The following is a 25955-nucleotide window of genomic DNA, read 5'->3' on the forward strand; positions in this document are numbered from 1 at the left end:
AAATATATTCAGTTTATCGAGAATGAATTTAGATTAGAATAGCAACCTGTTTCTTTTAACTGTGATCGAGACCTTGAATGGCTGCTTTTAACGTTGAACGCATTACTCATGTTCACCACTGGAATGACACACTTTTTAGTTTTAAAACAACACGTGACACCAGTCTACGTTTCAAAAATGGTCAATTCGTCATGATCGGTCTTGAAGTGAATGGCAAGCCCTTAATGCGTGCTTATTCGATTGCAAGCGCGAATTATGAAGAAGAACTGGAGTTCTTCTCAATTAAGGTACAAGACGGTCCATTGACTTCCATTTTACAAAAAGTACAGGTTGGTGATGAAATCCTGATTTCTAAAAAACCAACAGGAACGCTCGTACACGACGATTTATTACCAGGTAAAAATTTATACCTTTTATCTTCTGGTACAGGCCTTGCTCCTTTCCTTTCCCTGCTTCGTGATCCTGAGACTTACGAAAAGTTTGAGAAAGTGATCATGGTTCATGGTACTCGCTATGTTTCAGAGCTTGCCTATCAGGATTTAATCCTGAATGAATTGCCAAACAATGAATTTTTTGAAGAGCTTGGCATCAAGGATAAATTGGTTTATTACCCAACCGTAACCCGCGAGCCATTCCATACACAAGGTCGTGTCACCACTGCCATTGAAACTGGTGAACTGTTTGAAAAAATCGGTTTACCACGTTTTAACCGTGAGACAGACCGTGCCATGCTCTGTGGTAGCCCAGCATTCCTGAAAGATGTGGCTGCCCTGCTTGATCAACATGGCCTGGTTGAATCACCACGTATGGGTGTTATGGGTGATTATGTGATTGAACGTGCTTTTGTAGAAAAATAACTTTTTCATGATGAACAAAAGAACCGAGGTAATACCTCGGTTTTTTATTTTAACTTTTATTTGAAATAGGCTTTGTTGCACAAAGATTTGAAAGGTAATCCCCCAAAAAAATAATTGAGTTTAAAAGTAGAAAATCGAATAAAGCTGAATAGACTGGATCCGTATGCCTATCTCAGTGATGTGCTGAAAAGGCTGCCGACCCATAAAGTGACCCAAATAGAAGAATTGCTACCACACCGCTGGAAACCTGAACCGAATTAAAAAAATAGGCATGGGGTTCAGCGGGGGCTTACGCCTAAACATACAGCCACTAAAACCTTGTAATTGTTTGTAGAACAATAACCATGTGGTTCTATAAAGATGAGTCAATAAAAAAGCAGACCTAAGTCTGCTTACCCAACGTGAATTTGGTTTAAGCAGATTTTAATTCAATCGGTTTTAAAATCTGCTGAATCCCAGACTTATATCCATTTACAAGCACCAAAGCATATAATGTTAAAGCAGCAAATATGAATCTTAAAACCATAAAACCAATCGACAGAAGTTTTCCCCCGAGTTGCACTATCGGCAAATATATGATTAATCTTGCCACAAGTGAGCATGTATTGCTCAACCCGCTCTGAAATATCAGTGCAGAAATCATCAATTAGGCAGAAAAGTGTTGTAAGCGGTGTGTCGATAGGCATTTTGAGATCATTGTTTTTTGTCATGATTAAATTTTGACTTAAATGCCTATCCTTTTACAACGTCCTTATCCCGAATTCACGTTACCCATCTTATAACTTACATTGCAGAATTTGCTCTGAAAACAGACTTTTCCATTGTTCACGTAAAGTCGGCAAATAGAATTTTTCCCCAATCATGACCAATTCCGCATCAATCAAGGCATGAATTTCATGCATGAGTATATAATCCAAAGCAATAATTGAGAGTTCAGGATGTTTCTGGGAAATTTGCTTGCGTCTAACTTGAGCTTTTTTTACCAATTCATTGGCAAAGTTTTTATCTTTATAGGTGGTAATTGCACTTAAACGAAGCTCAATAATGCCCCAGCCCTCTAGTAATTTTTTAAAAACTTCAAAATCTTTGGCCGTTGCTTCCCATGTCACATTTTCCAGATTATTGTCTTCTGGCAAGACAGGTAACAACAGGTCTGCCGTACTTGGAAAAATTTTCTTTAGATTCAACAAAAACTTGACAGGATTTTCATGAGACAGACCAGAATATTGAATATGAGTTTGAGTATCTGTCAAATAAATATTAAGCATAATAAAAGCAATGGTCTAGTCAATCAAACGGATATTGTACGCACTTGCAGGAGAGAAGTACACTTCGCAAGGGCAACCATCACACGCCTCTCAAAACAATAAGGGCGTATACCATACGCCCCTACCACTCATGATTATTTACTACTCGGTGCAATCATCTGCTCAGGACGAACCACTTCATCAAATTGTTCAGCAGTTACCAAGCCTAGTTCAACCGCAACCTGTTTTAAGGTCTTATTTTCCTTATACGCTGTTTTGGCGACTTTGGCAGCGTTTTCATAACCAATGACGGGATTGAGTGCAGTCACCAACATCAGCGAATTATGCAGGAAATAATCAATTTTCTCACGGTTTGGTTCAATTCCTACCGCACAGTGGTCATTGAAACTATTACATGCATCACCAAGCAACTGGATTGATTGCAACAAGTTATAAGCAATCACTGGCATAAACACGTTGAGCTCAAAATTACCAGACGCACCAGCAATATTGATAGTCGTATCATTGCCCAAGACTTGAGCCACCACCATGGTCATGGCTTCACTTTGTGTCGGGTTTACTTTCCCAGGCATAATACTTGAGCCTGGTTCATTTTCAGGAATACGGATTTCCCCTAAACCACAACGTGGACCACTTGCCAACCAGCGAATGTCATTGGCAATTTTATTTAAACTAGCAGCCAAAGTTTTTAATGCACCAGAAGCGAATACTGCCGCATCACGCCCTGCCAAGGCTTCAAATTTATTAGGTGCCGTTACAAATGGTAGGCCTGTCAGCCCAGCTAATTGTTCTGCGGCTTTTACGGCATAGTCAGGATGAGCATTGAGTCCTGTTCCCACCGCCGTTCCACCTAAAGGCAATTCATATAAACCTGCAAGCGCCTGATGTAGACGCTTTAAGCCATGATCCAGTTGTGACACATAGCCACTAAATTCCTGTCCTAGCGTTAATGGAGTCGCATCCTGTAAATGGGTACGTCCAATTTTGACAATATCATCAAATTGATCGGATTTACGTTGTAAAGTTTGTTTGAGTTTCTCAACCGCAGGAATTAGTAATTCATTGATTTGCAGACTTGCGGCAACATGAATCGCGGTTGGGAAAGAATCATTGGTGGATTGCGCACGGTTGACATGATCGTTTGGATGGACAGGTTTTTGTGCGCCCAAAGCTTGCCCTAATTTCTGGTTAGCAATATTGGCAATCACTTCATTACAGTTCATGTTGCTTTGCGTACCAGAACCTGTCTGCCATACCACCAATGGAAACTGAGCATCCCATTGCCCAGCAATGACTTCTTCAGCAGCACCCACAATATATTGACTTAACTCTTCAGGCAGTTGTTTAAGTTCTGCATTGGTGATGGCAGCAGCTTTTTTTACAAGTCCCATTGCACGAATCATCGCACGGGGTAAACGCTCCTGACCTATTTTAAAGTTTTGTAAACTTCTTTGCGTTTGCGCGCCCCACAAGGCTTCATTTGGAACCTCAATTTCACCCATGGTATCGTGTTCAATTCGTATGTGCATAACAACCTCTGCTCTATCTTGGTAAGAATTTTCACGGGCTGAAGCAAATAGATGCCTTGGCTAGCTCATATTGAATGTTTATCAAGGATATTCAACAAACCGCCGTATTATCCCCAAATGGCTTAAGAATGCAAATAATAATCATTATCTAAAACCTGTTGCCAGCTTTAATGGACTGTATTGGTAATCATAAAGCGATAGCAGACTTAGTTACCTTTTAACGTATTTAGGTAAAAACGCCATTCATCTCCAATCATTTGTGTTAAGGATCGTTTCGGTGTCCATGCAAGCATCTTTTCTGCTTTATCAATATTTGCCCCCAGTTGAGCCAATTCCTCATGTTGATAAACTGCGGGCTGAACCCGAATTTCGGATTGGGTTACTTTGGCAACTTCATCTAACAAACCTAGGATAGAGGTGGTTTTTGAGTGGGCGATATTAAATGCCTCCAAACAGCCAACCTGTGTTTCCAGCCACTTTAAGCCTGCCAGTACGGCATCACAAACATCCAGCACATGCAAGAAGCTTCGTTCAACCGTACCATCTTTAGTCTGTGCCTGATTTTGCAACTCAATGCAATCACGTTGCATTGCGGCTACCTGCAAGGCCAGAGGCACAATATTCTTCGGTAATTGAACAACATATTCACCCAATACCCCATGCTCAAAGGCACCGACAATATTGGATAACCGCAGGTTAATGATCTTCCATTCATGGTCAATCCTGTAGGTATCCGCAATAATATCCTCCACCATTTGCTGGGTACGAATATAGGGATTAGCATAGTGATAATTAAATTTAGTCTCCTCGGAAAGTTCCGAATCAGACTTTCCATAGACCGCCACGCTGGATAGGTTGATAAGCTGTCTCACTCCCATGCGTTGCATGGCACGTAATAAGCTCATGATACAACTGACATTATCATTATAATATTCAAGAGGTTTTAAAACCGATTCCTCCAGCGATTTAAAGCTCGCAGTATGAATCACCGCATCTATAGAATATTGTTCAAACACCTTATTTAAGGCAGGCGTGTTGCGTACATCAAGCTTTGCAAAAGGAATATACATGCCTGAAATATATTCCAGACGTTCCAGAGTCTGTAATGTGGAATTGGCCAGATTATCAACAATGACGATTTCGTGCCCACGAGCCAGCAAACTCAAAGCAATATGTGAACCGATAAAGCCTAAACCACCTGTCACCAAAATCATTGTATAATTACCTTCTTTTTAATATGTCCATCTTTATTTTTGCCTATGACCATAGTGAATGTTCCATGAGTACACTACTGTTAATTACCTCAGCACCTACTTCAATGATGGCCTGGCATGCATTTGGTTTAGCACAGGCATTACAAAATAAGCATGAGGAATTTCGTGTCTTCTTTTACCAGGACGGTGTTCAGGTTGCCAACGATTTACAGTGGTTTCCTGATGATCAGCGCAACCTGAAACTGGAATGGCAAAAGCTTGGCGTTCGACTCCCTGTCTGTGTCAGTGCCGCGCTTGCTCGGGGAATCACGGATGCCAGCAATGCACAACGTCATTCACTTCAGCAGCACAACCTGGCCCAAGGTTTTGAGCTGGTTGGGCTTGGAGAACTTGCTGATGCCGTACAAAGCTGTTCTCGTCTAATTCAATTCTAGATCAAGTTCTTTATATAGCGTGTTGCTTTTAAAAGGTAAATTGTGTGAAAACTGTACTCGTCATCCTAACGCAGCCTAATTTAACCAGTTTGCAGGTCAATGAAAGCTTGTCTGCAACTATGGTTTTAGCAACCTTTGGTATTTCTGTCAAAGTATTATTAAAGGATGCCGCACTGAGTTTATTGAACAATCAACTAGCGTTCGATCAGTTCACGCATGCCTTTAAAATTGCCGCCAATATGGTGGAAAGTTTTGAGTTTTACGATTTAACCCCAATTTTGGTTGAAAGCAAAAATCAACAATTAGCTATCGTCAAAAATACAGATCAGGATATTGAATTTATTGATATTCATCCTGAATTTATTCAGTCATTTGATCATGTACTGTATTGGTAAGGGATTCGCTCATGAAAAATTCAACCTTGTTTCTCGTCCAATCTCCTTATAACAATGTCAATAAAATTTTAGATGAGTTAGCACACATGGCAAAAGCGGATGACCATATTGTGATGATGGGGGATTCAGTCTTACAAGTCACAGATGCCGTTGTGGATACTTACCCGAATATCTATTGTCTAAGCAATGAACAAAGCCTATTGCAGTATGGTCTTAAAAAACGTGTAAACATTCTGGAATATGCTCAATTTGCAAATTTAGTATTAAAGTTTCAACGTTGTATTACGTTGAAATGAATATATCGTTAATTGAGTGATACCCATAAATTATTGGGCGTATACAATACGCCCCTACTTAGGCTATTTTATGCAGTTAGAGTTAGACCAAGACGGTCATTTAGTTGATTACACCATTTGGAATCCAGAAGTTGCACAGGAACTTGCTAAATCACTCGATTTAGAGCTGACAGATTGGCACTTTGATATTCTCAATGCTGTACGGCAGTTTTATCAGCAGTTTGGACATTCACCTGCAACACGTCCGTTGATCAAATTTCTCATGAAAACAGTAAGCCCTGAAATCAGTAATGCTGAGCTACAGCAAAAGTTTAATACAGGTCTAGTGGCTCGACATTTAAGTCGCTTGGCTGGCGTTCCCAAACCTGCCAATTGTTTATAGATCATTGAAAATGATCTATGAGGCACTATTTTGCTTTTGTTGCATAAACGCAAAATAACCTGGGCCAGCAGCGACCTTTACCTCTTTTACATCAATGGGTTCATTACATTCTGAACAAACAACCTTAGAACTAAATTTGTGTCCACAGGTTTTATGAGTAAATTCAATCGGTTTGCCCAAACCCATGTCCATCCATTTATCGGCCCATTGCACCATTGTCAGAATAATCGGGTACAAGTCCAACCCTTTATCGGTAAGTTGATATTCAAAACGTTCCTGACGCTCCACATAGGGAACTTTGGTTAAAATTCCATATTCAACCAGACGTTTTAACCGTTCTGAAAGGACATGACGCGTAACTCCCAAACTACGCTGGAACTCATCAAAACGGCGTATACCCATAAATGCGTTGCGCAAAATCAGCATGGTCCAACGGTCACCCAATACTGAAAGCGTCCGCGCCACTGAACATGGCTGATCGCCAATCTCATCCCATTTCATTATTATCACCCATCATTTTTCAAACTTATAAGGTATATAATCCACACCTTGAACCCTAACACTAAAAAGTGAATCAATATAAAATATACACTAATGTATCTTGGTCACCAGATACAAATTACCCTACTTTAATACAAAGGCGTCCAAAATTAGATGGATGTTCCAAATCACCAGCAACCTGAACCGTTGTTCCTTGTGCTTTATGATTTACCGTGACATCAACACCACATCCAACCCCACAATAGGGACATGTTGTTTTTGTAATGATTGTTTCTGCTTGATCGGAGCGACTGTGTTCTAAATTTTGAATACTGTTTATGACTGCCCCTTTTATCTATTTCATCTATGCCTGAATTTCACATTCTGTTTGGGTTTAGGCACCAAGGAACCTAAACCCCAAAGATGATTAACCTGCTTTTTTCATTGCAAAATCCTTACCAAATAACAATTTATTTCTAAATGTTGAAATTGGTGTTTGATCTGCAATCAATTCCGCATACCACATGCCATCTTCAGTATCACCGAACAGTACCGCACCGATGACTTTATCTTTCTGAATAATGATACGCTTGTAAATTTGTCGTTTTTCATCATTCAGGATAATGTCTTCGTAATCTTCTTTCGGTTCAAAATTTCCAGCCGAGAATACATCAACACCACTAACCTTAAGCTGAGTTGGAACGGTTGGCGACTTAAACGTTAAGCTACCGTGTTCTGCCAAGTGTGTCGCACAGATAAATGCTTGTCCCCACAATGGTTCGACGAGACCAAAGGTCTGATTACGATGCTCAATACATTCACCCACTGCATAAATACTTGGGTCAAAGGTTTGCATCGTATCATTAACCAAAATACCACGATTGCAACGTAAACCAGCGCTTTGCGCCAAAGCAATATTTGGACGAATACCGACTGCAAATACGACAAGGTCGGCATCCAACACTATTCCATTTTTCAGACGTACTTGGTTAACATGACCATCTTTACCAATCAATGCTTCAGTATTTGCCTCAGTGATAATATTAATCCCTTTTTCTTCGATGCTTTGACGCAACATACGACTTGCACGCCCATCAAGCTGACGCTCCATAATGCGATCCATCAAATGAAGAACAGTGACATTCATGCCACGTTGTTTCAGACCATACGCTGCTTCCAGGCCAAGTAAACCACCGCCAATCACGACTGCATTTTTTTTAGTTTCACAATATTTAATCATGGTATTCACATCATAAATATCACGGAAACTAATCACACCTTTCAAGTCAACACCTTGTACTGGTGGAATAAATGGCTTAGAACCTGTGGCAATGATCAAACGGTCATAATCAACACTTTCACCTTTTTCTGTATGGACTGTCTTGCGAGTACGATCTATTTTTACAGCTGGATCATCCGCTATAAACTTGATGCCCTTATCGCTATACCATGCATGTGGGTGCAACATGATGTCATCAATGGTTTTCTCACCAGAAAGCACGGGTGAAAGCATGATACGGTTATAGTTACCCCAAGGCTCTTCACCAATCACCGTCACATCATAACGATCAGGTGCCATGTCGAGTAAATCTTCTAGACAGCGCATTCCAGCCAAACCATTACCAATCAGAACAAGCTTTAACTTCTCTTGTGAAATTCCATTATTGGTAATATAAGTTTTTTGTGGTACGGCTCCGACCCAAACACGACCATTTTCAATTTTAGTCGGGAAAACCAATAGTTTTTGATCTTTATCTTCTAAGCAACGTCCAGTCGCCAAACTAAAATGTTGTTTGTAAATAGGTGATGCAATCACGCGCTCACCTTGCAAATCACCAATAATACCGCGCGCCATCACATTTGCTTGGCTGAATGGATCTTTATTGCTTAATGCATAAATACGTTTTTCGCTCCCTACGCGGAATAAAGCAACGGATTGACCCGCAATAAGTGCACCTACACCTGTATTTGGCGTGATGTCATCAAGGTTACATACATCGACCCATTGATTTTCTGGAAGCATACTCATGTCTTTTAAATTTGTCATTTTGATTCTCCTTATGCTTCTACCATCGGGATACGAACAACTGAACGTTCAGCTTCATTTAATGGACGGATTTGATCACGCACTTCAGTAAATTGAATATATGGATCAGCCTGCTCTTCAGCGCTTGCATTAATGTAAGTTTGGAAGCGTTTACGAATCTCAGGATTCTCTACCGCAGTACGCCATTCATCTTGATACGTTCCAATGACATGTGCCATGCGATTTTCAAGTTCCTCTGCAAGACCAAGCGAATCATCAACAATCACAGCTTTGAGATAATCTAAACCACCTTCCATGTTGTCACGCCATACACTGGTACGTTGTAAACGATCCGCAGTTTGGATATAGAACATAAAGAAGCGGTCGATATAACGAATCAAAGTTTCAGTATCTAGATCAGAAGCTAAAAGCTCTGCATGGCGTGGTTTCATTCCACCATTACCACACACATATAGGTTCCAGCCTTTTTCTGTCGCAATTACACCAACATCTTTGCCTTGTGCTTCAGCACACTCACGCGTACAACCCGACACAGCCATTTTTAGTTTGTGCGGTGAGCGTAAGCCTTTGTAGCGATTTTCTAATTCAATCGCTAAACCAACAGAATCATCTACGCCATAACGGCACCACGTGCTACCTACACATGATTTCACTGTACGTAATGATTTACCGTAAGCATGACCTGACTCGAAGCCTGCTGCATTCAACTCTTCCCAAATAAATGGTAGCTCGTGCAGTTGTGCACCAAATAAATCAACGCGTTGACCACCTGTAATTTTGGTATACAGGTTATATTTTTTAGCAATTTGACCTACAGCAATCAAACCATCTGGCGTGACTTCACCACCTGCCATACGCGGTACAACAGAGTATGAACCATCCTTTTGGATATTTCCTAAGTAGTAGTCATTACTGTCTTGTAGACCTGCGTGCGTTGGCTCCAATACAAAGTCATTCCAGCATGATGCCAAAATGTTCGCTGCCATCGGTTTACAAATATCACAACCTAAACCGTGACCATGTTGATGAATGAGGTCATCAAAGGTCTTGATTTGATTGACACGGACCAAGTGATAAATCTCTTGGCGTGAGTATGGGAAGTGTTCGCATACATGGTTATTAACCGTTACACCTTGACGTTGTAACTCAGACTTTAAAACTTGAGTAACTAATGGCGCACAACCACCACATGCAGTTGCTGCTTTAGTACATTTCTTTAAAGCACCTAAAGATGTGGAACCATCACAAATCGCTTGGCAAATATCTGCTTTCGATACGTTGTTACATGAACAAATCGTTGCGCTGTCTGGAAGTAAATCAACACCACTACCACCCGCTTTCGCACCAGAATCAGCAAATCCTGGCATGATTAAGCTTTCAGGTGTTTCTGGCAATGCGATACCATTCAGCATCATTTGCAGAAGATCGTTATATTCTTTTGCATCACCAACGAGTACAGCACCCAGTAATTTGGTTTTATCTGCATCTACAACGATTTTCTTATAAACCAATGCATCTTCATCAGCATAGAAATAGCTGAGGGAGTTTGGAGTCATGCCATGTGCATCACCAACCGATGCCACATCTACACCCATCAATTTCAACTTCGTGCTCATATCAGCACCAGCGAAACAATGTGTTTCTTCAGCTAAGATATGCTTGGCTGCAATACGCGCCATGTCATAACCCGGTGCAACGAGACCATAGATTTTATTGTCCCAAAGCGCACATTCACCAATTGCGTAAATATTTTCATCAGAGGTTTGGCAGTAATCATTGATCTTGATACCGCCACGCTCCCCAAGTGCTAAACCACTTGAACGAGCTAATTCATCACGTGGGCGAATACCTGCTGAGAATAGAATGATGTCTGTTTCAAGCTCGCTACCATCGGCAAACTTCATCACATGCGTTGCGCTTTCTCCCGCTTCAATAGATGAAGTGGCTTTTTGCGTATGAACTTTTACACCTAAGTTTTCGATTTTACGGCGTAATACTTTACCGCCTAAATCATCAATCTGAACCGCCATTAAACGAGGTGCAAACTCAACGACATGGGTTTCTAAATTTAAATCACGTAAGGCTTTCGCTGCTTCCAAACCAAGCAAGCCACCACCAATTACAACACCCGACTTGGCATTTAAGCTTGCAGCACGGATCGCGTCTAAATCTTCGATGGTACGATATACAAAGCAATTTTCACGATCATTACCTACAATTGGCGGAACGAAAGCATATGAACCAGTTGCCAGTACAAGTTTGTCGTAGTGAAGCACATCGCCCAAACTCGTAGTGACCGTTTGCGCAGCGGTATCAATGGCAATGGCTTTGGTGTTTAGTCTTAAATCGATACCATGAGCATCGGCAAAATCGAAACGAGCAAGTGATAAATCTTTCGCTGATTTACCTGAAAAATATTCAGTCAAATGTACACGGTCGTATGCAATACGTGGCTCTTCGGCAAGAATCGTAATTTCCAGTTTATCATCAGCTTTCTCCAGAATGGCTTCGATGAATTTGTGCCCCACCATACCGTGACCAATCATCACTAATTTCATTGTGTCTCTCCTCAATTCTTCTCTATTTATTCAGCTAGCGGTTGCTTGCGTTCCTGTTGTTGCTGATATATCTGGTATAAGGATTTGCAAAACCAAGGCAGAATTTATCCACACGCCATTGCTTGCATTTGCATGGCATGTAATTCGGATAAAGTACTGGAAATGTTTTGCGAAATTGAATAATGTGCAGCTGGCACCAGAACAGATAAAAAAACGAGCCGCCCTGTTGAGCGAGCTCGCGACGCTGGAACTAAAATTTTAAGTAGGCTTACGATTACTTTATTTGTAGATAAAAAAGACATTGCCATCTCCCATACTGAACGTATACTGCTTTGCTGACACAATTCACTTGTGTAAACAAACCGATCAGATCGGACATCGTTGGCCGTCTTACAATTTTAAAAAGTCATCTTCGACTTACAGAATAATTAGCAAATGCTGTGCCAACTTACACAACACATTTACATAATTACTATTAACCTTTGTTTTTTATAAACTTTATAGATATAAAATAAATATCGGTAGATAAACCAATGGATTCTCATACCGTCTTAGCAGGCACTGACCTGTTTTAAAGCACAATTCACCCTGCTTTAAAATAACTCTTTTTATGCACTAAAAACGAACACAAACTTATTTTCCATAGCTAAATGCAGATTTTCATTTCTTGAATAGAGAGGTAACGATACAATAAAGCGCATAAACCATATAAGTTAGAGAGCAATTGCACCGAATAAGACAATTAAAAACATACTTTATGGCATTAATTTTGCTTAAAAAATTATAGGATCTTTCATATTTCGCAGTTGAAATGCCCATAAGATCTACTCCTAGCACGACCTAAAATGTGCAACTATCTACTGTTGACCCTGTACACTTATGCCGAAACTTAAAATTGCACTCATTGACGATGATCAGGCTCGGGCTGAGTACATCAAAAAGTGTTTGATTGAACACGACTTCGATGTGATTGCCTGTTTTACACTTGATCACCTGAATATTTTTAAACTCGAACATCTACAGGCAGATGTGATTCTGCTGGATATGGACCATCCCCACCGTGATGTGATTGAGAGTTGTGTCAGTAATTTTGACCTGCCCACTGTCCTGTTTACCAAAAATACCGATAAAGAAACAATTAAACAGGCCATTGATGCAGGCATTACCGCTTATATCGTAGATGGACTTGACCCGAGTCGTTTGCATACCATTTTAGATATTTCCATTGAGCAATATAAAAGGCATAAAAAACTAGAATCCGATTTAAAGGATGCCAAAACTAAACTGGCTGATCGTAAAGACATTGAAAAGGCCAAAGCGTTACTGATGCAGTTGCATGGCTTAACGGAAGATACCGCCTTTCAATTACTGCGCAAAAACGCCATGAGCCATCGCATGACTATTGGAGAAATGGCACGCCGTTTACTCGATGCACAACAACTTTTGAGCAATCAATTAAATAGCCAGCTAAAGGATGAATAGATGAGTCATTTAGTCGAATTAGAAAAAGTGGAAAAAACCGAATTACAGCTTGGCTATATTCCTTTGCTTGATTGTATTGCACTACTTTGGGCAAAACATCGTGGTTTTTTTGATGACGCTGGGCTGGATGTAACACTGGTGAAAGAAGCATCCTGGGCAAGTTTACGTGATCGCCTTGCCTTTGGGCTGTTGGATGCAGCGCATTGTTTATCTGCCATGTTACCTGCTGCTGCGGTTGGCGCAGACCAAATTGGTATTGCCTTACAAACCCCTTTGATATTGAGTGAAAATCGTGCATTTATAAGTTTAAGCCAAAAACTCTGTTATAAGCTTGATATTCAAAAACACGATTCTGCCGAGACATCTGCAAAAAAACTACTCAGCCATATCAAACAAAATCTTACTGTTTCCTTAGCCCATGTGTTTAAACATTCCATTCATCATTATTGTTTAAGGGAATGGCTGGCACTGGCCGATCCAGAACTGGCCCAGTCAATTTCAATGAAAACACTCCCCCCACCGTATATGGTTGAAGCCTTGAGCAATCATCTGATTGATGGTTTCTGCGTGGGAGAACCGTGGAATACACAAGCTGAGCTGCAAGGACTGAGCCATATTGTCTGTTCAAGCCAAGATATTATTCCAAATGTGGCAGATAAGGTTTTAGCCGTGACCCAGGAATGGGCACAACAGCATCCAAATACTTTGGTTGCATTAACTGGTGCCATTCTAAAGGCACAGCAGGAACTTCGGGAATTAGAAGATTTTGCGCCTATATGGCAGTTGCTGATTGAGTTTGATGTGATTCAGTTTAACTGCTCTACAGAAGTGCATGTCGAAAAATACTATACCATTCAAAATATTGTTCGGAATTTTGTCCAAGACAGTGCTGAACCCAAGCTCAGTGACTTTGAATGGCTGTTTCAACAAATGCAGAAATGGAATGGTTCTGATCAGGACGTGACGTTTGTTACTCATCAGGCTCAAAACTGTTTGTTGCTTGATATACATCACATCGCATTACAGACCATCAAACAATAGGCAAAAAAAGCTGTCTTTAAAATTAAAGACAGCATTGAAAGACCCATAAGAGATTACGCCAATCAAAAGTAATCTCTTAAGTACTCACCATCTTAATTAACAAAGGTTATCTTTTTCGGACATTTTTATGTCATTAGCAGCCATCCCGAAATGAAAAAATCATCATTTTTGCCAACTCTAAATTTTTTAAAGCTATACAACCAACAATCACTTTTTTTTAAAACCTTTTGTGCCTGTTCCAAACCTAATACAGATGCTATCCATATAAATTAATCCAAAACAATATATTTCAACTAAAATAAATAAAAACAATAAATTAAGATAAAAATTAATCCTTATTGAATCAAAATCGTACATGCTGGTTGAAATTTATGATGAGTTTGCATGTAGTTTAAAAATCATCATTTGGCGATTTTGACCATTGAGTTACACAAATCCCATGAACGAAAAGTGGCAATTCAGTTTAAAATAATGAAAAAGCACAACACCCTAAAATTTGTCATATTTTAACATTGCCAATTCCTTGCAAAGTTTTCATTATATGCAGCATGCTTGGTATGCAACTTTCTTCATAGATTAAAATAAATTATAAAAAAATTGCAGAATTTTGTGCCATAATAAGCAAACTTTGCAGACATCTTGCAAAACATATTTGCAGTTTTAGAATTGGAGCAGGCTGAATGAGCTCAACCATTTTGGTGATTCATGGACCGAATTTAAACTTGCTAGGAAAGCGCGAACCAGAAGTCTATGGTTATCTCACCCTAGAGGATATTAACCAGCAACTCACTGCTCAGGCTAAAAATTCGTCATTGACACTGGATACCTTTCAAAGTAACTGGGAAGGCGCAATTGTGGATCGCATCCATCAGGCACAAAATGAAAATATAAAATTTATCATTATCAACCCTGCCGCCCTTACCCACACTTCTGTGGCCTTACGTGATGCCCTACTTGGTGTTGCCATCCCATTTATTGAGGTGCATTTGTCAAATGTTCACGCCCGTGAAGCATTTCGTCATCACTCATACCTGTCAGATAAAGCTATTGGCGTGATCTGTGGATTAGGTGCCAGGGGTTATTCCTTTGCACTCGATTATGCCATCGAAAAAATTCAATCTTCTAACTAATTTACACATTTAGGAATGCTCAGTCATGGATATCCGTAAAATCAAGAAACTTATCGACCTGATGATTGAATCTGACTTACAAGCGATAGAAGTTAAGGAAGGCGACCAATCCATTTCACTGACTCGTCCAACGCCTGTATACACAGCGGCTCCTGTTGCAGCACCAATCACTTCAGCGCCAGCAGCGCCAGCTGCAAAAACACCACGTGGTGCGGTTGAGACCTCTCCGATGGTTGGCGTTTTCTATTCAGCACCAAGTCCAGGTGAACCCCCATTTGTCAATGTAGGCCAAACAGTTTCTGCGGGTGAAACTCTGGGTATTATTGAAGCCATGAAAATCATGAATCCAATTGAGGCAACTCAAAGTGGTGTAATTGAAGAGATTTTGGTTAAGAATGGTGAAGTGATTCAATTCGGTCAAGCGCTTTTCCGCTACCGTGCCTAATGAGTCTGGGGATTCCTATGTTGCAAAAAGTACTCATTGCAAACCGTGGTGAAATTGCTTTACGAATTACGCGGGCTTGTAAAACTCTTGGCATTAAAACCGTTGGAATTTATTCCGATGCCGACAAGGATTTAATGCATCTACGCTTTGTTGATGAAGCGGTCTGCATTGGCCCAGGTGCAAGCAGTGAAAGCTACTTGAATATTCCTGCCATTATTACCGCCGCAGAAATTACAGGTGCGGATGCCATTCATCCTGGTTATGGCTTCCTGTCGGAAAATGCCGAGTTTGCTGAAATTGTTGAAAACTCTGGCTTCATTTTCATTGGCCCACGTCCTGAACATATCCGCCTGATGGGTAACAAGGTTTCAGCAATCATGGCAATGAAGAAATCTGGGGTGCCAACTGTGCCAGGTTCTGCCCATGCGGTAACACCCAACAACGCACTTGCAGAAGCCAAACAAATTGGCTTTCCATTGATTGTCAAGGCTGCGGCTGGCGGTGGTGGTCGTGGTATGCGTATTGTCGAGCGTGTCGATACCTTGCTTGAATCTGTGCAGGCTGCCCAGCGTGATGCAGAAATGTGGTTCGGCGATGATACCGTCTATATGGAACGTTTCCTGCAAAAACCCCGTCATGTTGAGGTTCAGATCCTTGGCGATGGCAATGGCCATGCAATCCATTTGTATGACCGTGACTGTTCGCTACAGCGCCGTCATCAAAAGGTTCTGGAAGAGGCACCTGCGCCAAATCTGCCAGAACAGGCACGTGCAGATATTCTGGAAGCCTGTGTCAATGCCTGTAAATTGATGCAGTATCGTGGTGCTGGTACTTTTGAGTTTTTATTTGAAGAAGGCGAATTTTTCTTCATTGAAATGAATACACGGGTACAGGTTGAACACCCTGTCACTGAAATGGTCACGGGTGTGGACATTATTGAACAACAGCTTCGTATTGCTGCGGGTTTAGGTCTAAACCTTGAACAGGATGAAATTGAGGTTAAAGGTCATGCCATTGAATGTCGTATCAATGCAGAAGACCCAACCACGTTCTTGCCATCCCCTGGAAAAATTGAAACTTTCTATGCACCAGGTGGCGCAGGTATCCGTCTAGACTCTCATATTTATCAAGGTTATAGCATTCCGCCTTACTATGATTCCATGATTGCCAAACTGATTGCACATGGCAAAGATCGCGAAACATCGTTGGCCCGTATGCGTCAGGCGCTGGATGAAATGATTTTGACAGGAATCAAAACCAATATTCCACTGCATAAAGACCTGATTTTGCAGGATGCCAATTTCTGTGAACAGGCAATGGATATCCATTATCTTGAGAAGCATTTATTAAAACAGTTGGCACAACAGGCCGAAACTGCTTAAATAAAAAACCTCTTATAAAATTATAAGAGGTTTTTTATTGATCTTGATTCTTTATGGTAAAACACGGCGTAAGGTTGCAAAGCACTTTTCGCCTTTTTCATTGGCACAAAAATCAATGGTATTGTCATTCGTCCATTTCACAAAATATTGTGAAACCTCACCTGTTTGATCCTGTTGCTGACCAGAACAGTCCATCTGATTATTGTCATACTTAATCTGTAAGATCAGTGCAGGCAAACGTTCCTTGTGATCTTCAGAGGGCTGGTAATCATACAGGCCATAAGACCATTCCTGACCACTTTTTATCACCACATCACTCATGCCACGGAAGTTATAATATTCGATACATTTCTTGTTATTGGTAATTTCCATTCCCCATAAACCCATAATTTCTGGGCGGCTGGTGACACGAATTGCATTTGCTTTTGCAATTTGCTGGGGTGTCACTGTTTTCGCATTCACAACCGTATCTGCCATAGTCCATGTTGAGCAAGCCCATAACAATCCAATAATATAAATATTTTTCATAGATTTAATTAAGTCGTAATCTAAACGTTGCAGTGGCTTAACTTAGCATATTTTTAAAGAAAATCCCGCAATCATAACAGCATATAAACACAATATTTTTAGTATGCAATTTATTTGATTGTTGTGCATTTTTTTCAGGTATTCTTATCCAGAATCACAGTTAAAATTTTCCATTTTATTAACGGTTTAGCTTTAGGGATAAAAGCCATGAAATTTTCTGAATACATTCAATATGACGGACTCGGTTTGGCCAAATTGGTCAAGGACAAGGAAGTTCACCCATCTGAACTGTTACAGGTGGCATTGGAACATACCCACAAAGCCAATCCAAAACTGAATGCCATCATTATCCCGATGTATGAACAGGCTAAACAGCGTGCCCAGCAACCCCTTACGGGCACATTTGCAGGTGTTCCCTTTTTGGTCAAGGACCTGTTTCAGGAATATCAAGGTGTACCCACATCCTATGGCAGCAATGCACTGAAAAGAATCAATTACACACCTGACTTTAATGCAGAAATTGTCAATCGCTGGGAAAAAGCAGGAATTGTGACTTTTGGCCGTACCAATACACCTGAGTTTGGCATCAAGGGCATTACTGAGCCTGATGCCTGGGGTGCATGTCATAACCCGTGGAACTTAAAGCATAATAGTGGTGGCTCTTCGGGTGGATCTGCCTCAGCAGTGGCTGGCGGTCTGGTTCCTGTTGCTGGAGCGGGTGATGGCGGCGGCTCAATCCGTATCCCTGCCTCCTATTGTGGGCTGTTTGGACTTAAACCGAGTCGAGGACGTACACCGTGGGGACCACAGTTTAGTGAAGCCATGCATGGTGCGGCCATGCAACATGTACTCTGTAAAACCGTTCGGGACAGTGCCGCCATGCTGGATGCGGTTTAAGGTCCAGAACAAGCCTCACTTTTTATCATTCAATCCCCAACCCAGAAATATCTGGACGTTATCCAGCAAATGCCGAAAAAATTAACAATCGCATTTAATACCCAGTCACCGATTGGCACCAAAGTTTCCAAAGATGCGATTCAAGCGGTTCAGCAAACAGCCAAACTTCTAGAGTCACTTGGACATATCGTGGTTGAAGACCGTCCGCAAATAAATGGCCTCGAACTGGCTAAAAACTTTATCACCACATGGTTTAGCCAGTTTTCCTACATGCAGGCACAAATTAAACACATGTCAGGTGCGACCGATGAGGATTTTGAGCTTGACTCCAATGCCCTGGCAGCCTTTGGCGCGAAAACCACAGCAACAGATTATATTCACACCCTGGAGAATTGGGGAATGTATAGTACCCAAATGAATATCTTCTTTGAAAAATATGATCTTTACCTAACCCCAACCACCGCATCAGTTGCACCCAAAAATGGTGAAGTTGCAATGCCTAGCTGGCAAAAGCCTATCCTAAAAGGCTTCTTAAAAGTTGGAAAAGCCCATTATCTTGCACAAGGTAAACTGGTCGAAAAAATGGTGCAAGAGAACTTAAGCTGGGTGCCTTTTACCCAATTGGCGAATGTCACAGGCTTACCAGCCATGTCTGTGCCTTTATACTGGAATAAAAATGGCTTGCCTTTGGGCAGTCAGTTTATTGCACCATTTGGGCGTGAAGATCGTTTACTTCAACTCGCTGCACAGCTTGAGCAGGCACAACCGTGGATGCCACAATATAAAAATATTCAGCTTTGATTTAACTTAGACGCTGTCGTTTCAATTTGATTCGGCAGCCAGACCACCAAAATCAAGCCTAGAAGAACGACCACACTGGCACATAAGAAAATGGTGGCACCTGATAGAATTTGCCAGTAATGCCCTGCCAATAAACTTCCCGATGCCACACCAAGCCCCCACATGGTACTGTAAAGTGCCTGCCCACGTCCTTGCTGTTCAGCAGAGAAATTCTGGAAGATGACTTTCATTGCAATGAGGTGAAAAAGCCCAAAACTAAATGCATGCAGGCATTGTGCTAAAAGCTGCCCAATAAAATGCGTATTTAACATACCCACCAACAACCAGCGTAAACTGGTCAGGATCAAACAGGCAGCAACCAATGTTCTCCAGGAAAAGCGGATAAAAAAGACTCTTTGCGCCACTGCAAACATCACAATCTCAGCAATCACACCTGTCGCCCATAAAGTTCCAATCTGCATGGTACTAAAACCGATTTCTTTCAGGAAATTGCTATAGAAGCTATAAAAAGGTGCCTGTGAAAACAGTAAAATAAACTCAATACCAAAAAAGGCAGCCACCATTGGTTTTTTTAAAATTGGTAATAAAGGTTCCAGCTTCTTTTGCGAGCTTGGCGCATGTTCAGGCTCTTTAATACTAAATGACCATAAAAAGGCCAAAAATGAGAATGATAACAATAGAATAGGTAACATTGAAATTGGAATGATTTCCAATAACGCGCCTACGGCAAATACCCCAACAATAAAGCCGACTGAACCCCATTTCCGAACCTTGCCATATAACTCAGCCCGCTTTTCACCCAGCCAGAATAAAGTCACCCCCTCAAACTGTGCCAGAATCGCATTCTGAAAAAAGCTGAAAACCAGCATCAATAAGGCAATCGATTGAAAGCTATTCGGAATAATAAAAATTGCAAACCAGATACAGGCTTCCATCCATGTTGCGATTCGTACCAGTAGCATCCGCTTGCCTGATTTATCTGCAATCCAGCCCCAGATCAACGGCGCGAAAAAACGGGTAATAATTGCAATCGAAGATAAAATTCCAATTTGCTTATAATTAAAACCCTGATCTTGCAGATAAAGGTTCCAATAAGGCATAAACGTTCCCACTATGGAATAGTAGAACAGGTAGAAACCACCCAAACGGGTCTGGATATTCAGGGAGTGCAACAAATTAAGGGCCTTATCAACAAATGTATATTGGAAAAAATCGGAAAATTTATCCAGATAGGTTGAACTGAATTTTAGCTGATTTAAGAGAATAATTCTCAAGTCTAACAATTCATTACTTGTGGTTAAAGACGGTTCTTGGCATGGTTTGTGGATTGCTGAATTATAGGAATCTCCTGCCTATGGCTAGCCCTGCACAAGCTATAAGACATAAACTACTCAATACTTTCTTTTCAAGACATTCGGTTTGGTTCGTTTGTATCTTGATCACGCTGACGATTAGCTGGTTCAAGGTCATTTATACACCATATAGCATTTATTATTTTATTTCCGACACTTTATTGAATGGGCTTTGGCTTGTGACAAGCCTGCTCAGTGTGCTTGGCTTGTATGACCTGCTCCAGAAAAAGCATGCAATTTTAAGAAATTATCCAATTCTGGGACATTTCCGTTTTATTTTTGAGGATGTGCGCCCCGAAATTCGCCAGTATTTTATTGAAGCCGATCAGGATGCATTGCCCTTTTCCAGAATGCAACGCAGCTTGGTTTATCAGCGTGCAAAAAATGAAAATGCAGACAAACCCTTTGGTTCAATCATTGATGTCTATCAAGCCAACTATCGTTTTATTGTGCATTCGATGACACCCTGCCCACCTGCCGATCCATCCACTTTTCGGGTTCTGATTGGCAATGCGCAATGTAGCCAGCCTTATAGCGCCTCAATCATGAATATCTCGGCCATGAGTTTTGGCAGCCTAAGCGCCAATGCGATTCGGGCTTTAAACAAGGGTGCCCAACTGGGCAACTTTTACCACGATACGGGTGAAGGTAGTTTAAGCCCTTACCATCTGGAAAATGGCGGCGGCATTGTCTGGCAAATTGCCAGTGGTTATTTTGGTTGTCGTACACCTGAGGGATTATTTGATCCTGAGAAATTTACCCTACAGGCGCAAAATCCAAAAATTAAAATGATCGAGCTTAAGCTTTCACAGGGTGCCAAACCAGGTCATGGTGGCATTTTACCCAAACATAAAATCTCTGAGGAGATTGCCCGTATCCGTGGCGTTTCCAGAGACCACGACTGTATTTCTCCCTCTCGTCACCCAAGCTTTAACACTCCCATTGAAATGATGCATTTCATTCAAAAACTGAGGGACCTGTCTGGTGGCAAACCTGTTGGCTTTAAACTGTGTATTGGGCAGCCCTGGCAATTTATGAGTATTGTCAAGGCTATGCTCGCAACTGGGATCATTCCTGACTTTGTGGTGGTGGATGGTTCTGAAGGTGGAACGGGCGCTGCACCAATTGAATTTAGTGACTACATTGGTACTCCTTTACGAGAGGGTTTACGTTTTGTCCATAACACTTTGGTGGGTGCAGGATTACGCGGTCAGGTCAAGATCGGCGCCAGTGGAAAGATTATCAGCGCGTTTGACATTGCCAGTACATTTGCACTTGGCGCGGATTGGGTCAATTCCGCACGGGGATTTATGTTCGCTGTAGGTTGTATTCAGGCACAAAGTTGCCATACCAATCAATGCCCTGTTGGAGTTGCCACACAGGATAAAGACCGACAAAAAGCCATTGATGTACCCAGCAAGGCGGAACGTGTTTTTAATTTTCATAAAAATACACTGCATGCGCTTTCTGAAATGATCGCCGCCGCGGGTTTACGTCATCCCTCAGATATTAAGGCGCATCATTTGGCGCAGCGTTTGAATGATCGTGAAATTAAAAATTATGCCCAGATTCATTTTTTCCTCAAGGAAAATGAATTACTGCAAAATAATTTGGATGATGATGAAAACTTTTATTATCGGATGTGGAAACTGGCAGATGCGGATCGGTTTTAACAGAAGAATTTAAATAACAAATCACCACTAATAATAGTGGTGATTTGGCTTCGCATGTAAAAAAGCAGGAATCAAACCTGTCAGTGCAGCACGTATATCAGCACGTTCATTGATCAATTGATGTGATCCTTCTTCCAGCATCAATAAAGTCTGCAACCTAAATTTACGGCGAATATATTCAATGTTATAGCGCCAATCGACTGTTTGATCGAGTGCGCCTTGCGCTAACCACACAGGAATACGACAGGCTGGACGCTGTTCCATTTCCAGCATCCATTTCGACATGGCCAGAATCCAGTCCATACCCATCATACGCGGTTGTAATGGGTCTTTTAAGCGTACAAAACGCAAAAATTCTGGGTTATGATTATTACGGCGAAAATGTCGTGGCACTTGGGTTTTAATTCGCCGAATAATACCCAAACCAACTGAGTTGTGCCACCAGGCGGTTTTAGCGGGACGAATCAGTGGTGACAGCAACAGAACCCGATCAACAATTGGATCTTCACGGCGTTCTGCAAACTCCAGTAAATGATGCATCCAGATTGCACCACCTGTACTTTGGCCAATGCCCAGCCACGGTCTAGGCAACTGTTTAGCTCCACGGACCGCGTCATATACTGCATGTAAAACCTGTTGGTAATGATCAAAGTTCTGGATACTGGCAGCTGAACCATTACTTAAACCGTGCCCAGGAAGATCATAGGTAATCACACTAAATCCCTGATCCAGGATTTCCTGGATAATCGGCTGATAGATTCCACTATGTTCCAAATAGCCATGCAGCAGGCAGACTGTCCCCTGAATTTTTTGTTGTCTTGGCTGAAATACCTGCACATGCAAACGGAACAATGGCATTTCTACATAACCCTGCCAATGCTCACAGTCAAGCAAGTGTAAGCCATAAAGCTTACGATAGGCCTGTAAAGGTTTAGAGGGTTCAGTTGTGGTTGATAAATCCAGTGGTTCCAAAACCTGTGGTGTGGTTTCACGATTCGGAACAGGTAAATCCAGTTGTTTGAGTATTGTCGGATTTAAAAAAGGAATATTGGACATTATGGTATCTCCCGACAATCACTAGAGCCAAATAACATATCACGAACCGTAGCCAGCATTTCATAATTGGCACGGCGACTATGGTCATAATTTTGTTGGCTAGGGCGCCAACGGGTCAAGCTGGTTGGCATGGGTGCAAACACAGGAACGGTTTCTATACCATTCAAGGCAAATAAACGGCGTGTCCGTGGCATATGATATTCATCAGTAATCAGGATCACGGTAGGCGCACCACCTTTCTTTTGCAACAGCAAAGAACTGAATCTGGAATTCTCACAGGTATTCATGCTTCTATTCTCAAGTAGCTTGGCCTCAATACCACGCTCTTTTAACCATGCCTGCATATACGGTGCTTCCACACCACTTAACACAATTGGCAAGTTATACTTTTTTTCCACACTCAAGGTCTTTTCCAGACGTAAGCGTGTGTAGTTGTTCACCACAATATCTTTACCATTTTCAGCAAGGGTCAACCCTCCACCGAGCACCACAATCGCATAAGGCTGTGAGGTATTTTTAGGCTCAATATCCCCATCCTTATTTTTTTTCAACTCGACCAGATCTTTATTGGTCTCATCCTTTTCATCTTCATTCACAGGCAATGCAACAGGATAGGTTTCTAAAAATGCCAGATACTTGCCCATGAGCGCCTGATTATCAGGTGTATTGCCTTGTAAGAAATCTGTTGGAGAACTGATCACAACTGCTGAACTGTCCTGATCCTGCTCTGCTTTTTGGTTTAGCAATGGAATGTTGTTTTTCTTCTCTTTTTGCTCTTCCTTTTCCTGTTCATCAATAATGGTTTGTTGCAGCAATTTATAGCGTGCCTGTATCAACCTTAAATCTTCAGGCTTTTCTGACTCAAAGGTTTTTTCCATCAACTTTAAATAGGCCTGACGCGCAATCCATAAGTTGGAACCAGGTTCCAGATTCTCATGCTCACTTAAAGCCGCTGCTTTCTGGCTTTCAGCGGCCACCTCATTGACATCAACAGGTACAAAATAATTTAACCCTTTCACCACAAGCTGTGAGTAAAATGGAGAATATAAAAAAAGCACAAAGCAGCCCAATAGCACAAATAGTATGGTGGCTATCCGCACTAAACTGACCATCCAGTGTACTTGTGCCATATCACTCCTTATACAGTATGGGGTTGAATCAAACCTTGCTCACTATATAACACAGGTTCAGGTTCAAGCTGAATACTAAACTTTTGTTTTACATCATTTTGTACAGCAGTATAGGTATTTTTCACATCTTCCAGCGTTGCATCGGCATAATTGACCAAAACCAGTGCCTGTTTATGAAACATGCCGACACAGCCTAATTGTTTACCTTTCCAGCCCGCCTGATCAATTAACCATCCAGCCGCCACCTTAACATTGTCGTTGGCTTGGGGATAATGCGGAATGTTGGGAAAGTGTTGAGAAAGTTTTTCAAATTCAGCCTGAGTTAGAACGGGATTTTTAAAGAAACTGCCCACATTCGGAAACGCTCTGGGATCAGGCAATTTACTTTGACGAATCTGTATCACCTGATTTTGCAGGTTCTCAGCCGTTTGTTCATCTCCAACCGCCTGCTTTAAATCACCATAACTCAGTTTTAAACTGGCATGTTTTAACAGCTTAAAGGTTACACTAATGATGATGTAACGATCAGGAAAGTCTTTAAAAATACTATGACGGTAAGCAAAATGACAATCCTGAGCTAAAATGGAGTCAAAGCATTTCAGTTCACGGTCATACACCTGTATCGACTCAATAAACTCGCACACCTCAACACCATAGGCACCAATATTCTGTACAGGTGATGCTCCAACCAAACCTGGGATTAGGGCCAGATTTTGCAGACCGAACCAGTTCTGCTGGGTGCTGTATAAAACAAAATCATGCCAGACCTGCCCCGCACCTACTTTAACTGTAATGGTTTGGTCATCCTGAGCAACAACTTCAATGCCCTGAATATTTAAATGAATTGCCAATGCCTGAATATGCTGTGGTAATAACAGGTTGCTTCCACCCGATAAAATCATGACATTAAGCTGCTGCTGTTCAGCAAATGCCAATGCCTTAACCACATCATCAGGATGATTGATCTGGGCATAATGCGAAACAGTGGCATTTAAATTGAGCGTGTTTAAACTTTTGAGTTGAACCTGCTGTTGTACATGCATGTTGAAAAATCCTATTGCCCTGCCTGCATTTGCTTTTTAAGAATGTTGATCCATGCCTGACTGCTTGATTCGCATTGATCCAGAACCCGATCAAAACCATCTGCCTCACCATAGTAAGGATCAGGAACCGCCTGCTGGTTAAAATGAGGATCATGCTCACTCATCAATGCAATTTTGGCACGAATCTGTTCAGCACCAAACTGGCGTAGCGCTTTCGACAGAAGTGACTGAATATCATCAAAATTCTCATAGTCCATTGCAAGAATCAGGTCAAATTCAATAAAATCTTCAAGACGAATTTGTCTGGCACGTAAGCCCGATAAATCATAACCACGCTGTAGCGCATGTTTTTGGCTTCGCGCATCAGGTGCCTTGTTTGGGTGATAATTGCTGGTCCCTGCCGAATCGACCCATACATTTAAACCATGCGCATCACAATAATGTCTGAGAATTGCTTCCGCTGTGGGTGAACGGCATATATTTCCTAAACAGACACATAACACCTTATAGGGCGTTGGGGATGGCATAATCACCT

The 25955-nt window shown here is 41.5% G+C and carries 23 protein-coding genes and 4 pseudogenes; 13 read left to right on the plus strand and 14 right to left on the minus strand.

Annotation, left to right across the window (positions count from 1 at the left end):
- Nucleotides 1–77 precede the first annotated feature (77 nt).
- Together F972_RS08185 and F972_RS15345 are read left to right on the plus strand one after the other, a co-directional pair.
- The gene (locus F972_RS08185) at nucleotides 78–857 is read left to right on the plus strand and encodes a ferredoxin--NADP reductase (protein ID WP_004679719.1); all 780 of its coding nucleotides are present in this window, start codon (nucleotides 78–80) and stop codon (nucleotides 855–857) included.
- Between the two features lie 141 nt (nucleotides 858–998).
- Nucleotides 999–1118, plus strand: a pseudogene (locus F972_RS15345) (transposase domain-containing protein); the annotation flags it as partial.
- 230 nt (nucleotides 1119–1348) lie between these two features.
- Here F972_RS15345 and F972_RS08190 read toward each other — a convergent pair.
- The 4 genes and pseudogenes from F972_RS08190 to galE all read right to left on the minus strand — a co-directional run.
- Nucleotides 1349–1543 (minus strand): annotated as a pseudogene (locus F972_RS08190) (transposase); the annotation flags it as partial.
- 90 nt (nucleotides 1544–1633) lie between these two features.
- Nucleotides 1634–2125 carry a hypothetical protein gene (locus F972_RS08195; protein ID WP_004682364.1) on the minus strand — a complete coding sequence of 164 codons (492 nt, stop codon included), beginning with the start codon at nucleotides 2123–2125 and terminating at the stop codon, nucleotides 1634–1636.
- A 134-nt stretch (nucleotides 2126–2259) separates the two neighbouring features.
- Entirely contained in the window at nucleotides 2260–3654 is a 1395-nt protein-coding gene (gene fumC, locus F972_RS08200; protein ID WP_004682365.1) for a class II fumarate hydratase, read from the minus strand.
- Nucleotides 3655–3860: 206 nt separating this feature from the next.
- On the minus strand, nucleotides 3861–4868 hold the full coding sequence (gene galE, locus F972_RS08205) for a UDP-glucose 4-epimerase GalE (protein ID WP_004682367.1): 1008 nt from the start codon (nucleotides 4866–4868) through the stop codon (nucleotides 3861–3863).
- Nucleotides 4869–4933: 65 nt separating this feature from the next.
- Between galE and tusD the strand changes: the two genes are divergently transcribed.
- The 4 genes from tusD (at nucleotide 4934) to F972_RS08225 (ending at nucleotide 6375) form a co-directional block, all read left to right on the plus strand.
- Complete coding sequence (gene tusD, locus F972_RS08210) at nucleotides 4934–5302, plus strand: sulfurtransferase complex subunit TusD (protein WP_010589273.1); 369 nt, start codon at nucleotides 4934–4936, stop codon at nucleotides 5300–5302.
- A 44-nt stretch (nucleotides 5303–5346) separates the two neighbouring features.
- Nucleotides 5347–5697 (plus strand): hypothetical protein, encoded by a 351-nt coding sequence (locus tag F972_RS08215; RefSeq protein WP_004682370.1) that lies wholly within the window; start codon nucleotides 5347–5349, stop codon nucleotides 5695–5697.
- 11 nt (nucleotides 5698–5708) lie between these two features.
- Nucleotides 5709–5993 carry a hypothetical protein gene (locus F972_RS08220; RefSeq protein ID WP_004682371.1) on the plus strand — a complete coding sequence of 95 codons (285 nt, stop codon included), beginning with the start codon at nucleotides 5709–5711 and terminating at the stop codon, nucleotides 5991–5993.
- Nucleotides 5994–6063: 70 nt separating this feature from the next.
- Nucleotides 6064–6375, plus strand: coding sequence for a TusE/DsrC/DsvC family sulfur relay protein (locus tag F972_RS08225; protein WP_004682372.1), 312 nt, complete (start codon nucleotides 6064–6066; stop codon nucleotides 6373–6375).
- A 15-nt stretch (nucleotides 6376–6390) separates the two neighbouring features.
- Here F972_RS08225 and F972_RS08230 read toward each other — a convergent pair whose 3' ends face one another.
- From F972_RS08230 to nirB, 4 genes and pseudogenes are all read right to left on the minus strand, one after another.
- A complete protein-coding gene (locus F972_RS08230) occupies nucleotides 6391–6876 on the minus strand; it encodes a winged helix-turn-helix transcriptional regulator (RefSeq protein WP_004682373.1) in 486 nt (161 codons plus the stop codon).
- A gap of 127 nt (nucleotides 6877–7003) precedes the next feature.
- Nucleotides 7004–7195, minus strand: a pseudogene (locus tag F972_RS15350) (hypothetical protein); the annotation flags it as partial.
- An 87-nt stretch (nucleotides 7196–7282) separates the two neighbouring features.
- Nucleotides 7283–8902: a nitrite reductase small subunit NirD gene (gene nirD / locus F972_RS08235; RefSeq protein ID WP_004769520.1), complete on the minus strand. Its 1620-nt coding sequence runs from the start codon at nucleotides 8900–8902 to the stop codon at nucleotides 7283–7285.
- 11 nt (nucleotides 8903–8913) lie between these two features.
- The gene (gene nirB / locus F972_RS08240) at nucleotides 8914–11460 is read right to left on the minus strand and encodes a nitrite reductase large subunit NirB (protein ID WP_004769522.1); all 2547 of its coding nucleotides are present in this window, start codon (nucleotides 11458–11460) and stop codon (nucleotides 8914–8916) included.
- 879 nt (nucleotides 11461–12339) lie between these two features.
- Here nirB and F972_RS08250 point away from each other — a divergent pair.
- The 5 genes from F972_RS08250 to accC all read left to right on the plus strand — a co-directional run bounded on the left by F972_RS08250 (nucleotide 12340) and on the right by accC (nucleotide 16940).
- Nucleotides 12340–12942: an ANTAR domain-containing response regulator gene (locus F972_RS08250; RefSeq protein ID WP_004769525.1), complete on the plus strand. Its 603-nt coding sequence runs from the start codon at nucleotides 12340–12342 to the stop codon at nucleotides 12940–12942.
- Nucleotides 12943–13983, plus strand: coding sequence for an ABC transporter substrate-binding protein (locus F972_RS08255; protein ID WP_004769527.1), 1041 nt, complete (start codon nucleotides 12943–12945; stop codon nucleotides 13981–13983).
- Between the two features lie 680 nt (nucleotides 13984–14663).
- Nucleotides 14664–15113: a type II 3-dehydroquinate dehydratase gene (aroQ, locus tag F972_RS08260; protein ID WP_004682383.1), complete on the plus strand. Its 450-nt coding sequence runs from the start codon at nucleotides 14664–14666 to the stop codon at nucleotides 15111–15113.
- 25 nt (nucleotides 15114–15138) lie between these two features.
- The gene (gene accB, locus F972_RS08265) at nucleotides 15139–15558 is read left to right on the plus strand and encodes an acetyl-CoA carboxylase biotin carboxyl carrier protein (protein WP_004679741.1); all 420 of its coding nucleotides are present in this window, start codon (nucleotides 15139–15141) and stop codon (nucleotides 15556–15558) included.
- Between the two features lie 17 nt (nucleotides 15559–15575).
- Nucleotides 15576–16940, plus strand: a complete 1365-nt coding sequence (accC, locus tag F972_RS08270) for an acetyl-CoA carboxylase biotin carboxylase subunit (RefSeq protein ID WP_010589275.1) — start codon at nucleotides 15576–15578, stop codon at nucleotides 16938–16940.
- Between the two features lie 51 nt (nucleotides 16941–16991).
- Here the strand turns inward: accC and F972_RS08275 are convergent, their stop codons facing one another.
- Nucleotides 16992–17468 (minus strand): hypothetical protein, encoded by a 477-nt coding sequence (locus F972_RS08275; RefSeq protein ID WP_004682385.1) that lies wholly within the window; start codon nucleotides 17466–17468, stop codon nucleotides 16992–16994.
- Nucleotides 17469–17675: 207 nt separating this feature from the next.
- Between F972_RS08275 and F972_RS08280 the strand changes: the two are divergent.
- Nucleotides 17676–19166: pseudogene (locus F972_RS08280) on the plus strand (amidase).
- Here F972_RS08280 and F972_RS08285 read toward each other — a convergent pair.
- Entirely contained in the window at nucleotides 19157–20341 is a 1185-nt protein-coding gene (locus F972_RS08285) for an MFS transporter (RefSeq protein WP_193759610.1), read from the minus strand. The pseudogene F972_RS08280 and the gene F972_RS08285 overlap by 10 nt on opposite strands.
- Nucleotides 20342–20520: 179 nt before the next feature.
- On the opposite strand from F972_RS08285, the gene F972_RS08290 reads away from it, so the two are divergent.
- Nucleotides 20521–22191 (plus strand): FMN-binding glutamate synthase family protein, encoded by a 1671-nt coding sequence (locus F972_RS08290; RefSeq protein WP_004682390.1) that lies wholly within the window; start codon nucleotides 20521–20523, stop codon nucleotides 22189–22191.
- 27 nt (nucleotides 22192–22218) lie between these two features.
- On the opposite strand, the gene F972_RS08295 is transcribed toward F972_RS08290, so the two are convergent.
- Genes F972_RS08295 through F972_RS08310 form a run of 4 tightly spaced genes read right to left on the minus strand, consistent with a single transcriptional unit; the run spans nucleotide 22219 to nucleotide 25947 of the window.
- The gene (locus F972_RS08295) at nucleotides 22219–23247 is read right to left on the minus strand and encodes an alpha/beta hydrolase (protein ID WP_004682392.1); all 1029 of its coding nucleotides are present in this window, start codon (nucleotides 23245–23247) and stop codon (nucleotides 22219–22221) included.
- On the minus strand, nucleotides 23247–24377 hold the full coding sequence (locus tag F972_RS08300) for a YdcF family protein (protein WP_004682394.1): 1131 nt from the start codon (nucleotides 24375–24377) through the stop codon (nucleotides 23247–23249). The genes F972_RS08295 and F972_RS08300 overlap by 1 nt, the downstream gene beginning before the upstream one ends.
- 8 nt (nucleotides 24378–24385) lie before the next feature.
- Nucleotides 24386–25420 carry a UDP-N-acetylmuramate dehydrogenase gene (gene murB / locus F972_RS08305; RefSeq protein WP_004682395.1) on the minus strand — a complete coding sequence of 345 codons (1035 nt, stop codon included), beginning with the start codon at nucleotides 25418–25420 and terminating at the stop codon, nucleotides 24386–24388.
- 11 nt (nucleotides 25421–25431) lie between these two features.
- Nucleotides 25432–25947 (minus strand): low molecular weight protein-tyrosine-phosphatase, encoded by a 516-nt coding sequence (locus F972_RS08310; protein WP_004769529.1) that lies wholly within the window; start codon nucleotides 25945–25947, stop codon nucleotides 25432–25434.
- Between the last annotated feature and the right edge of the window lie 8 nt (nucleotides 25948–25955).

This window comes from Acinetobacter sp. CIP 102529, from assembly GCF_000368325.1.
GTDB classification, from domain to species: Bacteria; Pseudomonadota; Gammaproteobacteria; order Pseudomonadales; family Moraxellaceae; genus Acinetobacter; species Acinetobacter parvus.